Annotated in this window: 15 protein-coding genes and 1 pseudogene; 10 read left to right on the plus strand and 6 right to left on the minus strand. The window is 63.7% G+C overall.

Translation table 11 applies throughout. The annotated features are described in order from the left end of the window. Nucleotides 1-320 precede the first annotated feature (320 nt). Together AC2VOU_RS03985 and AC2VOU_RS03990 are read left to right on the plus strand one after the other, a co-directional pair. Complete coding sequence (locus AC2VOU_RS03985) at nucleotides 321-566, plus strand: hypothetical protein (RefSeq protein WP_486956181.1); 246 nt, start codon at nucleotides 321-323, stop codon at nucleotides 564-566. 27 nt (nucleotides 567-593) lie between these two features. Further along, the gene (locus AC2VOU_RS03990; protein WP_486956182.1) at nucleotides 594-740 is read left to right on the plus strand and encodes a hypothetical protein; all 147 of its coding nucleotides are present in this window, start codon (nucleotides 594-596) and stop codon (nucleotides 738-740) included. A gap of 104 nt (nucleotides 741-844) precedes the next feature. Here AC2VOU_RS03990 and AC2VOU_RS03995 read toward each other — a convergent pair whose 3' ends face one another. Next, nucleotides 845-1,585 (minus strand): TetR/AcrR family transcriptional regulator, encoded by a 741-nt coding sequence (locus tag AC2VOU_RS03995; protein WP_486956183.1) that lies wholly within the window; start codon nucleotides 1,583-1,585, stop codon nucleotides 845-847. Between the two features lie 189 nt (nucleotides 1,586-1,774). Between AC2VOU_RS03995 and AC2VOU_RS04000 the strand changes: the two genes are divergently transcribed. The 5 genes from AC2VOU_RS04000 (at nucleotide 1,775) to AC2VOU_RS04020 (ending at nucleotide 5,162) form a co-directional block, all read left to right on the plus strand. Further along, nucleotides 1,775-2,236 carry a PaaI family thioesterase gene (locus tag AC2VOU_RS04000; protein ID WP_486956193.1) on the plus strand — a complete coding sequence of 154 codons (462 nt, stop codon included), beginning with the start codon at nucleotides 1,775-1,777 and terminating at the stop codon, nucleotides 2,234-2,236. Then, nucleotides 2,233-2,937, plus strand: coding sequence for a TetR/AcrR family transcriptional regulator (locus AC2VOU_RS04005; RefSeq protein ID WP_486956184.1), 705 nt, complete (start codon nucleotides 2,233-2,235; stop codon nucleotides 2,935-2,937). Before AC2VOU_RS04000 ends, AC2VOU_RS04005 begins: the two co-directional genes overlap by 4 nt. Nucleotides 2,938-3,078: 141 nt before the next feature. Further along, complete coding sequence (locus tag AC2VOU_RS04010) at nucleotides 3,079-3,720, plus strand: TetR/AcrR family transcriptional regulator (RefSeq protein WP_486956185.1); 642 nt, start codon at nucleotides 3,079-3,081, stop codon at nucleotides 3,718-3,720. A 49-nt stretch (nucleotides 3,721-3,769) separates the two neighbouring features. Further along, nucleotides 3,770-4,210 (plus strand): PaaI family thioesterase, encoded by a 441-nt coding sequence (locus tag AC2VOU_RS04015; RefSeq protein ID WP_486956194.1) that lies wholly within the window; start codon nucleotides 3,770-3,772, stop codon nucleotides 4,208-4,210. A gap of 55 nt (nucleotides 4,211-4,265) precedes the next feature. Then, nucleotides 4,266-5,162 (plus strand): alpha/beta fold hydrolase, encoded by an 897-nt coding sequence (locus tag AC2VOU_RS04020; RefSeq protein WP_486956186.1) that lies wholly within the window; start codon nucleotides 4,266-4,268, stop codon nucleotides 5,160-5,162. A 122-nt stretch (nucleotides 5,163-5,284) separates the two neighbouring features. On the opposite strand, the gene AC2VOU_RS04025 is transcribed toward AC2VOU_RS04020, so the two are convergent. Further along, nucleotides 5,285-5,911 (minus strand): TetR/AcrR family transcriptional regulator, encoded by a 627-nt coding sequence (locus AC2VOU_RS04025; protein WP_486956195.1) that lies wholly within the window; start codon nucleotides 5,909-5,911, stop codon nucleotides 5,285-5,287. A 105-nt stretch (nucleotides 5,912-6,016) separates the two neighbouring features. On the opposite strand from AC2VOU_RS04025, the gene AC2VOU_RS04030 reads away from it, so the two are divergent. Beyond that, nucleotides 6,017-6,907, plus strand: a complete 891-nt coding sequence (locus AC2VOU_RS04030) for a metal-dependent hydrolase (protein ID WP_486956187.1) — start codon at nucleotides 6,017-6,019, stop codon at nucleotides 6,905-6,907. Between the two features lie 384 nt (nucleotides 6,908-7,291). Beyond that, nucleotides 7,292-8,569 (plus strand): PucR family transcriptional regulator, encoded by a 1,278-nt coding sequence (locus AC2VOU_RS04035; RefSeq protein WP_486956188.1) that lies wholly within the window; start codon nucleotides 7,292-7,294, stop codon nucleotides 8,567-8,569. A gap of 64 nt (nucleotides 8,570-8,633) precedes the next feature. On the opposite strand, the gene AC2VOU_RS04040 is transcribed toward AC2VOU_RS04035, so the two are convergent. Continuing rightward, nucleotides 8,634-9,875 carry an alkane 1-monooxygenase gene (locus tag AC2VOU_RS04040; RefSeq protein ID WP_486956189.1) on the minus strand — a complete coding sequence of 414 codons (1,242 nt, stop codon included), beginning with the start codon at nucleotides 9,873-9,875 and terminating at the stop codon, nucleotides 8,634-8,636. Between the two features lie 443 nt (nucleotides 9,876-10,318). Here AC2VOU_RS04040 and AC2VOU_RS04045 point away from each other — a divergent pair, with 443 nt between their 5' ends. Continuing rightward, nucleotides 10,319-10,852, plus strand: coding sequence for a hypothetical protein (locus AC2VOU_RS04045; RefSeq protein WP_486956190.1), 534 nt, complete (start codon nucleotides 10,319-10,321; stop codon nucleotides 10,850-10,852). Nucleotides 10,853-10,893: 41 nt separating this feature from the next. Here AC2VOU_RS04045 and AC2VOU_RS04050 read toward each other — a convergent pair whose 3' ends face one another. The 3 genes and pseudogenes from AC2VOU_RS04050 to AC2VOU_RS04060 form a co-directional block, all read right to left on the minus strand. After that, nucleotides 10,894-11,562, minus strand: a complete 669-nt coding sequence (locus AC2VOU_RS04050) for a transglutaminase-like domain-containing protein (protein WP_486956191.1) — start codon at nucleotides 11,560-11,562, stop codon at nucleotides 10,894-10,896. Nucleotides 11,563-11,575: 13 nt separating this feature from the next. Beyond that, nucleotides 11,576-12,654, minus strand: a pseudogene (locus tag AC2VOU_RS04055) (BtrH N-terminal domain-containing protein). A 22-nt stretch (nucleotides 12,655-12,676) separates the two neighbouring features. After that, nucleotides 12,677-13,503 (minus strand): zinc-binding dehydrogenase (locus AC2VOU_RS04060; RefSeq protein ID WP_486956192.1); only part of this gene is annotated, 827 nt, incomplete at its 5' end.

A 13,503-nucleotide genomic window follows, 5' to 3' on the forward strand; every position in this document is an offset into this window, starting at 1 on the left:
GCGCACTAGGTGCGGCCGCCGGTTGCCCACCTTTGCGGTGGGCGCTCTGGCGGTGGCCAGGTTCAAAGGAATCTCACTTTTGCCGTCAGCAGGTCGCTGAGTCTATTTCGGTGTCGGCCGCAGTCAACCCTCCCGGCTGGGGTGGTGCCGGCGGCGGAGGACATTTGCCGCCCAACACAGCTCGCTTCTTCGGCGCTCGCAGGGCGACAAATCCGCCGGCGCCACCCCGCCTCCCGGGTGGACAACACGGCCGCCCCCTCAATGACCGCTCCCTGAGCTGACCGGCAACCAGCCGATCACCAACCGAAAGGGACAAGGTCATGACCACCATCGTCGAGCACGACACCATCAACTGGGTTCTCAACCGGACGCACTACTGCGATGTGCCGTGCTGCAGCCAACCGGCGTCCATCATCGCCGCGTCGTCACACAACGACCGGTTCTGCTGCGATCACGCCGACCACGCGTCGGCGGTCACCACCGATGCCACATTCACCGGGTGGTACCGCATCACCGCCACGCACTACTGCGCGCACGTCCTAGTCGCCGCCGTCTACGCCATCTAAGCCACCCCAAAGAACAGAGGAGCCATCATGACCATCCAGATCATTCACACCGCCGCCGAAGGAACTCTCGTGCACGGGACCACGCGCGGCGACGGAACCAACACCATCCTTAAGTCCGCCGGCTTCCGCTGGGGGACATGGCTAAAACGTTCTGCTGGCTGGTCCTTGGGGTGAGCTCAACCTGTTGAGAACGCGATAACGCGGGTTTAGGAACGCGCCAACCGCTCGATTCTGGGGCGCGGCACCAAGAGAGTCTCGCCGGGCCCGGGCCACGACGGTCATCTGGATTCGGGCGTCAACGCGCTTCTGCGCTGCTCATTGCGGGTGTTGGTGTGCTTAGTTCGTTTGGGTGGCGTCTTTGGATCCGCCGGTTTGGGTCCGGGTGATGTGTCGCCAGTGAGGTGGATGGCGAGGAAGTCATCGACCAGACGGGCGCAGTCGTCGGCGGTTATCGCGCGCAGGCCGGTCATTCGCGCAAACACCAACGGTCCGACGAGCTGGCACAGTGCGAACTGCGGGTCGAATTCGTCGAGTTGAGCTTTTGCGTCGGCGCCTTGCAGGATGGCGTCGAAGGGCTGTCGGTATTGGTCGATAACGCGTGCCCGCAACACTTTTGAGGCGTGCTCGTCGACGGTGCGGTCAGTGGTGACGGTGGGTCCCAAGGCGATCCAGGCCAGCATCGTGACGTGTAGCGGCGCCTCGGCGAACAGGATCGCCTGACGGGTGAGCAAGTCGATGAGTTGTTCGCGAAGCGTCCCTGGCGCCGGCGCTGGCGGCGCGACTTGGGGAAGCAGCCTCTCGAAAGTGGCCACGATCAGCTGCGACGAACTACCGAAGTGGCGATACAGGGTGGTCTTGGCCACTTTGGAGGCTTTGGTGACCGCGTCGATGGTGACGGCCTCGATGCCACCGCTGCTGAGCAGGGCGGCCGCCGCGTCCAGCAACCGGTTGCGCGACCGAGTTCGGCGGGGGTCGACATCATCGCTGTCGTCGTCCACCAGTGCTCGATGGGCGTTCACGTCGTCACCTCACCGCACGAATTGGCTGGGGGCAATGCTGTGTTGGCCCGCTTGTGCTACTAATCGTAGCGTAACGAAACTATGGGTACTGAAGGTGCGATGATGTGCGAGCCTGATCAAGCCCGAATTGACGCCCCGACCATCGGGGCGCCGGTTGCTGAGCGGCTGCCTTGTCACACCCGCAACTGTATGGGTTGCGGCCCCGACAACCCCGATGGGTTGAACCTCGTGGTGTATCGAAGCGCGGACACGGTGTACGCCGATGTGACCTTCACCGAACGCCACGTCGGCGCACCCGGGCTGGCCCACGGCGGCGCGGTCGCCGCGGCGTGCGACGACGTCCTGGGATTCACGTTGTGGATTACCGGCACACCAGCGGTGACGCGCAGCCTGACCGTCGAGTATCTGCTACCGGTGCCGCTCGGGCAGCCGCATCGCGTCACCGCCCACATCAGCTCGCACAACGGGCGCGCGCTGCACGTCAGCGCCACCGGCACCGGCGCCGACGGGCTCACCCGGTTTACCGCGCAGGCGGTGTTCATCATCGTCAGCGCCGATCACTTCGCCGCCCATGGCGACATGACCGGATCCGGTGGCCTGCTGGAGCAGCTGGCTCGCAGCAGCGCCGACCACACCGACCCCGCGCGGTGAACGCTCCGGGCGTCTTCGGGGCCGTCGCGCCGGTAGAGCACTCTTCGTCGGCGCGTCGATCGGGGGCTGCTCGTTCGGGTCGAACGACGGATCGGCGCGAGGAGATACTGGATGCGGTGCTGACGCTGGCCGCCACGGGTGGCTATAGAGCCGTGCAGATGCGGGCGGTTGCCGAGCGCGCGGGTATCGCCGTGGGCACGCTCTACGGCTACTTCTCGTCCAAAAACCACCTGCTGGCCTCGGCGCTGGTCCGTCAGTTCCACCGTTTGGAGGAGGCCCGCGATGGGACTACCAGTGCCGCCACACCCGAACGGCGACTGGCGCAGCTCACCAGCGATCTGCATGACCGCTGGCAGCGCGCCCCGCTGCTCACCGAGGCCATGACCAAGGCTTTCTGTGTCGTCGACAGCACCGCCGCGGCCGCGGTGAACGAGGCGGCAGCGATGATCGAACACCTGCTGGCCGCCACCCTGGGCGGCGGCCAGCCAAGTGACCTAGATCGGCGGGTCGCAGAAGTCATCGCCGCCATCTGGGTGGCCAACATCACCGCCTTCGTCGGCGGGCGCGCGTCCGCATCGCAGACCCGAGACCGCATCGACCGAGCCACCCGGCGACTGCTCGACAACGTGGCTTCGGTGAGCGCCCGCCAAACCGGTGGTCGCATCCCGGCAGCGGACAACACGGCCGGTGCGCTGGAGTAGCGGCGGCGGCCTGTGGCCGTTTGGTGACTATCGTCGTCACTTTCGGGTGCAACATGACCCCGAACTTGTCGCATAAGGTTTCGGTGAGGCAACTGGCTGGGTTCGCCACTGCGACTGTGGTCGAGGCGGGATACTTGCGCTGTGCCAAAGAAATCGTTGAGTTGGGGCCTGGCGCCTGCAGAAAAGCGCGCAGTAGCGCGAGATCGGCTGCTCGACGCTGCTGAAGAGTGCTTGGAGGAGACCGGACTGGCGGGCACCACGATGGAGGCCATCGCCAGGCGTGCCGGGATATCGCGCGCCACGGTGTACCGCCATTTCCCTAATCGCGAATCTGTGGTCTCCGGTGTGATCTTGCGGGCGGCCGAACGCTACTTGCAGCGGATTAGCCGCCGGATCACCGGGCACACCGATTTAGGCTCGGCGATCATCGATTTCGTCGAGGTCACCGTGCGTGCGGCTCGCCGTGAGCCGACCATCGGATTGCTCTTCGGCAGTGACGACGAGCTCGCCGGGATCGGGTTGGCCGCGGGAACGTCGGTGGCATTGTTCGATCTTGTCGCCGAGTTCTTTCGCCCCCTCTTCGCTGTGCACTGGGATCAACTTGAACCCGGGGTGTCCCTCGACGATGCCGCCGAATGGATTCTGCGAACGATTCTCAGTCTGATTTCGGTGCGCGGCCCCAGACATCGCAGCCCCGAAGGCCTCGAAGCATTCTTACGACGGTTCCTGCTTCCCGCGCTGCTCAAGGCCGAACCGTGCGTTGATGCAACAACTACAGAGTAATGTCTCATCTCAGGATCGGGTCATCACCGATCGGGAAGGAGCGTTGACCGTGGAGTTCGAGCAGTTCAATCCGCAGATCGCCGAGGACTTACAGGCCATGACGGCGACCCCCGGCGGGCTTGCCCATTACTTGGGTTTCCGCCACAGCGAGTTCGGCCCCGGACGACTGGTCGTCGAGATGGAAGCTCGGGCGGACCTGTTGACTCCGTTTGGCAATCTGCACGGCGGATGCCTCTCGGCGATGGTTGACCACTGCTTGGGGGCGGTTTTCTACCCGGTGATTCCCGCCGGATCCTGGGTCGCGACCACTGAGTTCAAGCTGAACTTGCTGCAGCCCGTGTCGCGGGGGGTGTGTGTCGCCGTCACCGAGATCATCGCGCTGGGAAAGCGCAGCGGCGTCGCCAGAATCGACATCATCAACGACGAGCGAGTAGTGTGCGCCGCTCAAGGGACGGTGACCGTCGTCAGCCCGCGTCACAGCGCAGCGTGACCACAGAACCCAATCCCGGCGCCGCCGGGACGAGACAAGACAGATATTTGTGCCGATGACCTTCACGTTGACACAATTCCGCACCGAAAACGATCTCACCTTGATGGCGGATTGCTACCGTCATGACTCTGCTCGCGGGGCCGTCGTCCTGCTTCACGGCGGCGGTCAAAACCGTCAGGCCTGGGCGCGCACAGCCCGCCGGCTACACGCCCGTGGCTACACAGTCGTCGCCTACGACGCCCGGGGCCACGGCGATAGCAGCTGGGATCGCAACGGAAACTACGACCTGGACGCGCTCGCGTCCGATCTGCTTGCGGTGCGCGACCAAGCGCGTTTCGACTGCCCGCCAGCCGTCGTGGGCGCGTCGCTGGGCGGCCTGACTATCTTGGGCGCTCACCTGCAGGCACCGGCCGAGCTCTGGGCAGCTATTGTCCTCGTCGACATCACCCCGCGGATGCAATTACACGGCGCACGCCGCGTCGTGTCCTTCATGACCGCCCACCCCGACGGATTCGGCACGCTCGACGATGCAGCCACCGTCATCGCCGACTACAACCCGCACCGCGCTCGACCCGAAAGTGTGGACGGACTCCGCAAAGTCTTACGGCAGCGCGACGACGGTCGGTGGGTCTGGCGATGGGATCCAGCTTTCGTCAACTCCAACTTCCAGTTCCTGCAAGGCGATCCGGCGACAGGTGCCGAAACCTTCGATGCGATCAGCGAGATGCTTGTCGACGGGGCGCGCCGCGTGCGGGCACCAACACTGCTGGTGCGCGGAGCCCTTTCAGATGTGACATCGCAGCAGTCAGTCGATGAATTCCTCGAAGTCGTACCGCACGCCCAAGCTGTGGACGTCTCCGGTACGGCCCACATGGTGGCAGGCGACGACAACGACGCCTTCACCGCCGCCGTCGCCGGCTTTCTCGACCGCACGACGAAGACTGCCTCGTGACCACGGGTGAGACGACGGTAAACGTCTGGGTTGGTGAAACGTTTCTTTCGTGTGGTGGCACGGTGACAATCGGTACGCTCAGCCGACACCTCCAGGTGGGCGCTGCCGCGCGAAAACTTTGATCACGCGCGAGCAGTGCTGTCGCCGGTGTTTTGCAGAAGCACGTAGCTGCCCAGGCTGCCCAGGAAGCCGGCGCAGTGGTCGACAAGTTCGTCAGTGGTGAAATCGAGTTCATCGTCGAGCCAGCGACGCAGGACTTCGAATAATCCGCCGACACCAAGAGTTGATGCCAGGTGAGCGACACCCACCGCCGAGTCAGCGATGTCAAGGCGAAGCCTGGCCTCACGCAACACGAGGTCGGCGAAGCCGGCCATCAGTTCACTGCGCAACTCACGCAGCAGCGGCTCGGTTGCCGACTCGACGAATAAAATGCGGCCCAGGCGAGGATCGTCTTCGATCATGGTGAGCAGTGCGCGGATTGGGGCATTGGCCAACACGTCGGGTGTGGCGCCGGCGTCGGGGATCGCTTGAACTATAACCTCATGGAAAGTGGCATAAACCTGCTGGTAAACCGCCCGCAAAAGCGCGTCGCGGTCGGCGAAATGCTGATAGAAGTAGCGTGAGGTGACGCGCGAGTTGGCGCATACCGCGGTCACGGTGGCCGCGGCCACGCCCTGGGTGCCGATCAGCTCGATTGCAGCGTCGATGAGCCGTTCACGGCGGCGCTGATGACGCTGCTCTGCAGACATTCCGCTGTACACCCGCACCGAAGCGCCCACAGACACAGTCTGGCATCCACATCTGACTAGGTGTAACGTCACATTCATAGTTCGCTTTGAGACGGGAGCAACGCAATGAGCAGTCAGTCGTCCGTATCGTCGCCCGCACGGGTGCTGCCGAAGGCTCGCCGGGTCCGTTTTGCGTTGCCTTCGGGCGCCAACCGCCAGCACTTCGTCGGCGGCGACTTGGTGATGAGCCACTTCATTTCGACTCTATCGGCGACCTTTCCCGAGGGAGAAGACTTCTTTATCCGGTCAGTACGGCACTACCGTGATCAGATCAGCGACCCTGACCTTCAGGAGGCGATCAAGGGATTCATCGCACAGGAGGCCACCCATCGGCATCAGCATCGGCTGCTTAACAACCGCCTGCAAGAGATGGGCTATCCCAGCGACCGGATCGATCAGCACATCAAGAAGTTGGTCGACCGCTTGGAGAAGCGGTTCTCCCCCATCCTGCGCTTGGCTGTCACGGCCGCTCTCGAGCACTACACGGCGACACTGGCCGAGATCATCTTGACCAGTGATGAGGCCCAGAAACTGATCGGCGACACCGAGGTCCGCCCCATCCTGCTCTGGCATGCTTTCGAAGAATCCGAACACAAGGCCGTCGCTTTCGATGCCTTGCGCACGATCGGGGGAACAGAGCGCACCCGGGTGTGGGGAATGCGCATCGCATCGGTGATCTTGTTCACCGAGCTGATCGTCCAGACAACTCGGTCCATGGCGGCTGACCGTGCAGCCTATAACCCCATACGAACGATAGCCAGCCTTCGGGAGTTTCGTCGTTCCCCGATGTTTAGCCCCGAAGCGGTCCAGCGGTTCCGTTCCTACACGCGCGCCGGATTTCACCCTGACGACTGGGACAGCACCGATGTTCTCGATCACTGGGCCAGGGAGCTCTTCGACGCCGACGGTACCCAGCGGATCGGCAGGCCCACCGAGCATCAAGTGACTTCTGGATAAAATCAATTGGACAGCGTCCTGGGAAGTGGCGGACTTCGGATCTGACGTGGTTCACGCGGTGCGCTCAACCAATAATATTGCTTACTAGGCGATTTGGTGTTGATTGGGAAGTTCCGCCACGTCGCTGGTTCACGGGCCTGCAGTGGATCATTGCAGCGCTCGAGTGCGTGGTGTTGAGGCATTCCGCCGACGTCAACCGTCGACGCCTACTTGACTGACTGCGCCCGTGCCCGGGTAGCGAAGTGCTCTCGGACTGGCTTTGCCCGCATCCTTGCCGTCTGAACGGAGACGTTTTGGGGCCGAGGGCAATCGGCGCGGTGAAACACGACGATCGTTCGGTGATCTCACCGTCGTGATGCCGTGAGCGAACTAAGGTCGTGTTGTATGAAGCAGGGCTGTTGTACCGATGAGGCTGCTGTCGCCGAGTCGGCGGCGGTGGTGATCGCGCGGCTGACCGGCGGATTGGGAGAGCTCGTCGGCGGGGTTCAGCAGATGTTGCTCGAAGAAGTGCCCGACCTGCAAGGTGACGCGCAGTTGATCGAGTTGTTGCGCGACACTGTCGAGACCAATATCGACACAGCTTTTTCGGTGATCCGCCACAACATCGCGGTCGAGCACGTCGAACCACCGACCGCCGCGCTCGAGCATGCGCGGCGTTTGGCGCAGCGCGGGGTGTCCGTTGACGCCATGGTAAGGGGCTATCGGCTCGGCCATAAGGCCGTCCTCGATGCCATACTTGGTGAAGTTCGCGACGCCAACCTCGAATCTCCACTGGCCCTTGAAGTCTTCGGGTACATCGCCGAGACCACGTTTAGCTACATCGACTCAATATCCCAGCAAGTTGTCGCGGCATACGAAGAAGAACGTGACCGTTGGCTGGAGAACCGAAACAGCATGCGTGCCTTGCGGGTGCGCGAGTTGCTCGACGGTAGTGACAGTGATGCCGACGCGCTGACCAACGCCATTGGATATCCGCTACGCCGTATTCACCTTGCCGCCGCAGTGTGGTTCGACAAGCCAATTGACGGCCGCGAACTGGTGGCGTTGGAGAGGTGTGTTCAGCAATTCGCCGCATCGATCGACAGTCGTGAGAGCCCGTTGTTCATTCCCGTGGACAGTTTGACGGGATGGGCCTGGATTCCCCTAGAGGCCGACCAGGCGGCAGCCTGTGTGCAACGAATCCACGCGTTTGCCGCGACGCATCCCGACGCCCCGTGGATCGCCGTCGGCAAACCCTTGGAAGGGATCAAAGGTTTTCACCGTTCGCATCTCCAGGCGCAAGACGCTCGCACAGTTGCGTTGGCGTTGGGACCGAACGCACCCCGAGTCGTCGCCGCCAGCGACCCTGGCCTGTCGATGGCGGCGCTGCTGGGCGCCAACATTGATGCGGCTAGCGCCTGGGTCGCCGAGGTCCTCGGGCCGCTGGCCTGCCGGACCGATAACGACGAACGTCTGCGCACGACGTTACGGGTATTTCTGCGCTGCGGGTCGAGTTTCAAAGCGGCCGCCGAAGAACTTCATCTGCACCACAATTCGGTGAAGTATCGGGTGCAGCGCGCGGTAGCGCGACGGGGGCGGCCGATCATCGACGACCGCCTGGATGTCGAGGTTGCTCTGCTGTTATGCGGCTGGTACGGCGTCAACGTTTTGCAATCATGCTGATTGACTCAGGAGCTGGTCGGCATGCCCGTAGGCGTACTGACATCAGCTCCGGCGGTGATGGGCATCATGCCGGCGCGCCGTAGCGGGCCAGCAATTTGGCGCGGCGCCGCGGGTGCATGTTGACCTTGGTGATGTCGCCGTCGTAGTGCTCGATCACCCGGTGGTCCATGAGTTTTCGCCAAAGCGGCGGAAAATATGTCACCCCGATCAGCGCGCCGTACCCGGCGGGGAGGTTCGGCGATCCGTCGAAGCTGCGCAGCGCCTGATAGCGACGCAGTGGGTTGGCGTGGTGGTCGCTGTGGCGCTGCAGGTGATACAGGAACAGGTTGGTCACCAAATGATCGGAGTTCCAGCTGTGTTCGGGCGTGCACCGCTCGTAGCGACCGTTGGGCAGCTTTTGACGCACGAGACCGTAGTGTTCGAGATAGTTGACCGATTCCAGCAACGAGGCACCGTAGATCGCCTGGATGACAATCAGCGGAATCAAGGCCGGCCCGAACTCGGCGAGCATTGCCGCCCAGAAGACGGCTGAGATGGCCCACGCGTAGAGCACGTCGTTGCCCAGCCACGTGGCGGGGTTCCAGGGGCTTTTTCCCTGCCGGCGAATCCGCGTCGCCTCCAGACTCAACGCCGAGCGGGCGCTGCCGAACACGGTGCGCGGCAAAAACTCCCAAAACGTTTCCCCGAATCGCGCCGACGCCGGATCTTCGGGAGTGGCGACCCGGACATGGTGGCCGCGGTTGTGCTCGATGTAGAAGTGCCCGTAGCAGACTTGAGCGAGGGTGATTTTGGATAGCCATCGCTCCAACTCGTCTCGCTTGTGGCCCAGTTCATGGGCGGTGTTGATGCCCACGCCGCCGACGGTGCCAACCGACAATGCCACACCGAGTTTGCCCAGCCAGCTCAACGGCCCACTGAAGCCCAGCCAGCTCAGGTCCGAAGCCGTGAACAGGTAGGCACCCAAGATGGCACTGGCGTACTGGAACGGAATAAAGGCATACACGGCGTAGCGGTAAAAGTCGTCGTCTTCCAGGCGCTGCACCGTGTCGTCGGGGGGATTTTGGCCGTCGACGCCTACCCCGAGGTCAAGCGCGGGCAGTAGGACGTACAGCAGGATCGGTCCGATCCACAGCGGCACCTGCGACGCGGTGTGCCACCCCATCCGATTGAGCGCCCAGACGACGGGCAGCATCACGAACAGCATGGTGGGAACGATCAGCCCCAACATCCACAGGTAGCGCTTACGGTCTCGCCAAGCGCCCGCAGCAGCGCTGGCACCGCTGTCGGGCTGAATTCCCGTCGTCATGTGATAGCCCTTCCCGCTCGACGCCCCCTTTCACCCAACAGTGGTCTATCCATCGATCAGGGGAAACGTCTCCCGCGAATAAGGAACGCGCGTCCTTATGTCGTCCGGAGACGACACCTACCACCGGCCACGGCCGCTGGTGTCTGCTGGCCGACGACGATATCGACGATGACTTGTCTTTCAGAAACAAAACGAGGGTGAGAGTTGGGTTCCCGGTGACATTGCCGCGCGTGGGCTGATTTTTTACATTTGCCCACCGTGTGTAAACGAAGAACGGTCCGGGCGGGAGCCGACAGGGAAGTGGCGGGTGCCGTATTGGGCCGAGTTGACCTCGACGCGCGATGAGCCGGGGACTAGGTGCCCTGCAACGGCAGATACTGCTTGGGTTGCAGCAGCGCGGCGTCGACGACCGTTACTATCCCCCCGCTACACTCGGACTCGCCATGAGCGGGTCGGTCATTCGCGCGCGGTGGCGCTGGTACACCATCGAACTGCTGGGACTCGTCGATATCGATGCCGCGGAAAACGCGCGGGCGACCGTGAACCAAGCGATCAACACCCTGGCACGTCGAGGTCACGTCCGCACCACAAGGACCGCGTATCCTTACAGCACGCCGTTCGCGGGCTACTCGACCGGCTGCGGCGACGTCGCCGGCACCGTTGACTTGGCCGAACTGCACCACCAGGATCCTCGCTGGCCCACACGACATGGGCGCCGATTATGGTTCCGCTTGCCGCCGCCGCCCCAGCATCGCGTTCCCCCCGACGATCAGCTCGCGATCCTGGGGCATCTTGAAAGGCATCGCCCCGACGAGTTCGAAGATTTCGCCGCAACGCTGAATCGCGGTCACGCCTGGAGGTCGCCCGTCGGGCAGCTGCTCGCCTGGCTGCTGTGCGGAAGCGCCGACAGCTCGGAGATGCGGCTCGACGTGACAGCCGCAGGTGCAGACAGCACCGAGCCGCAGCTTGTCGAGTAACGACACGATGGGCCAGCGCAGGCCCGACGCCGCCGCAGGTCTTACCGGGCGAAGGTATCGCGCTCGATGTCGCTGGTTTGCATCAGCGGGCCGTAGCGTTGCCGAAGTTCGGCGATGATCTCGACGAAGGGTAGGTCGTGGTACCAGCCGCGGTCATGGAGATATTCCATGTGCTGGTGACCTTCGCTGTCGAAGGGGTGTAGAAGCGCGTCGTGGACGCCGTCGAAATCGATTGGGGGCACACCGAATCGGGCGCACAGTTCGGCGTTGAACGCCGGCGTCGCCTTGACCCAGCGGTCGTTGACGAAGAGTTCGCTGTAGCCGTGGTAGACGAACACGTCGGTGCCGCCCATCCGGGCCCGCAGCGTGTCGGTTTGCAGGTGATTGCGTACATCGGCGAAACCCAATCGGGCGGGAATGCCCGCGGCGCGCGCGGCCGCGGTCAACAGCACAGCTTTGGGTATGCAGTAGGCGCTGGTGGCCGTCGCGACGTAGCTGGCGCGGTAGTGGCCGGGATCGTCATCGACGCTGTAGGGGTCATACCAAATCGTGTCGCGGACGGCGAGGAAAACGCGCTGGGCCCGTGTGACGGGATCGCGGCTGTCGCCGATCGCCGACTGAGTGAAGCGCTGAACGTTGTCGTGGCGCCAGTCCAGGAACTCGGTGGTGTCCAGAAAGCGAGGATCTGGATGGGTGGATGTGTCAGTCACAGAGGGCCTTTCGTCATCGACATGGTGTGCGGCGGGTTGTCACCGAGGACGCAGCACAGGCCAGGGCGTCAGCGAGACGCAGTTCAGCCTCGGGAAGTTGCGCAGCCGATTCGGCGGCCGCGAGACAGCGATCCCGCAGCGGTGAGGTGGTATCGGCAGCTGCGGCGGCGACAGCGCTCCACAAGTCCGCGGCCTCGCGCGCCGCGGTGGCCGCCGCAGCGGCGGCTTCATCGTGCAGGAATTCCGCGACATGCTGGCAGCCTTGGGCTTGCAGGACGCGGAACAGTCCGCCTCCGGTGCCGGCCTTTTCGATGAATGCGCCGAGCCCGAACAGCGCCGCGGCGAGGGCGTCCTCATCGAAAAGTTCGGGCCAGCAACGCAGATCGTCGGCAAAGACCTGCATCCCGGCGATACCGGATCCGGTGAGGTCGGCATCCTCGATGATGATGGCGGGCGGCCCGGCAGCGACGCCGCGCATCAAATCCGCGCTCGCGGCCAGCGCGGGCCCGGCGATCGCGGCCAGGTCAGGCACGGTGTGCGGCCAGTCGATCAGGTAGGTGGTGTGGCGGGTTGGTACCGGGAATCCCGTCGAGCACCGGGCGCGTCGCAGGTTCTCATAGGGCACGGCCTGGATGGTGTCGCGGTCGTTGTCGACGACGTAGGCCAATTGATGCTCGTCGTCGTAGCCGATGATCACGATGTCGTGCCGGCTCATGCTCAACCGCACCCGAAGGTAGGGCAGTTCGGCGATGTCGGCCCATACCATGACCGGCCGGCCGGCGTCGATTTCACCGGTCACCCACGCCCAGCCGACCTCTGGGTCATCGGTGGAGCACACCTGCAGCCCGGCGCCGATACGGCTCAGATAATCGTCCTCCAGCCCGCCTCCGCGTCCCACCAGATAGGTTTGAGGCGATAATCGGGCCGAACGCGCATAGCCAAAGTCCACAGCGCCGCCGAGCGTGAAAACCAGGCCCCCGTTGGTGCGTGAGAACCCCACCCGAGTTGAGCCCACTCGGTCAGATCACGCAACGCCCCCGAACCGCAGTGTCCACCCATCCGGTGTCGGTACGGTATCTGCACAGACGTCAAACCCTTTCGCGCCGCCACCTCGTCAGAACCGGATGAGGCCGCGGATGTTGCGGCCTGATCTCATGTCGTCGTATCCCTCGTTGATCTGCTCGAGACTGTATTCGCGGGTGATCAACTCGTCGAGTTTGAGTTGCCCGGCGTTGTAGAGCTCGACCAGCCGCGGGATGTCGTGGGCGGCGTTGGACGACCCGTACAGTGCGCCGCGGATCTGCTTTTCATACAACGTCAGTTCCAGCAGCGATCCCGACATCGAGGTGTCCTCGGGGTGCCCGATCGCGGTCACCACCACCCGGCCCCGTTTGCCCACCAGTGACAGCGCCTCACCGATATAGGACGCTTCGGCGACGTCGGTGGTCAACACGCACACGTCGGCGAGTTTGCCTCGGGTCAGATCGCTGACCAACGCCCACGCCTCATCGATCGTGGCGGCGGTGTGCGTCGCGCCGAATTGGGCGGCTTGCTCGCGTTTGAACGCCACCGGGTCGAGCGCCACGATCGTTAATGCTCCGGCGATGCGGGCGCCCTGGATCGCGTTCATGCCGATACCGCCTGCCCCCACCACGACCACGGTGTCCCCGGCGCGCACCTCCCCGGTGCGTACCGCCGACCCATACCCTGTCGTGACACCGCACCCGATCAACGCTGCCTTGTCCAGCGGAGTACCGGCGTCGATCTTGACCAGTGAGGCTTTGGGCACCACGGTGTACTCGGAAAACGTTCCCAACAAACACATCTGGCCGATGTCTTCGCCCCGGGCGTGGAAGCGGTAGGTGCCGTCGATCTGGGGTCCCATCATGATCGCCGCACCCATCTCGCACAGGTTGCCCATGCCGCGCGCACAGTACGAGC

This window comes from Mycobacterium sp. TH-M25, assembly GCF_057473665.1.

Bases quoted from the DNA above. Each gene is read 5' to 3' on its own strand.
- AC2VOU_RS03985 (WP_486956181.1), top strand. From the start codon at position 321: ATGACCACCATCGTCGAGCACGACACCATCAACTGGGTTCTCAACCGG.
- AC2VOU_RS03990 (WP_486956182.1), top strand. From the start codon at position 594: ATGACCATCCAGATCATTCACACCGCCGCCGAAGGAACTCTCGTGCAC.
- AC2VOU_RS04000 (WP_486956193.1), top strand. From the start codon at position 1,775: ATGGGTTGCGGCCCCGACAACCCCGATGGGTTGAACCTCGTGGTGTAT.
- AC2VOU_RS04020 (WP_486956186.1), top strand. From the start codon at position 4,266: ATGACCTTCACGTTGACACAATTCCGCACCGAAAACGATCTCACCTTG.
- AC2VOU_RS04025 (WP_486956195.1), bottom strand. From the start codon at position 5,911: ATGTCTGCAGAGCAGCGTCATCAGCGCCGCCGTGAACGGCTCATCGAC.
- AC2VOU_RS04030 (WP_486956187.1), top strand. From the start codon at position 6,017: ATGAGCAGTCAGTCGTCCGTATCGTCGCCCGCACGGGTGCTGCCGAAG.
- AC2VOU_RS04035 (WP_486956188.1), top strand. From the start codon at position 7,292: ATGAAGCAGGGCTGTTGTACCGATGAGGCTGCTGTCGCCGAGTCGGCG.
- AC2VOU_RS04040 (WP_486956189.1), bottom strand. From the start codon at position 9,875: ATGACGACGGGAATTCAGCCCGACAGCGGTGCCAGCGCTGCTGCGGGC.
- AC2VOU_RS04045 (WP_486956190.1), top strand. From the start codon at position 10,319: ATGAGCGGGTCGGTCATTCGCGCGCGGTGGCGCTGGTACACCATCGAA.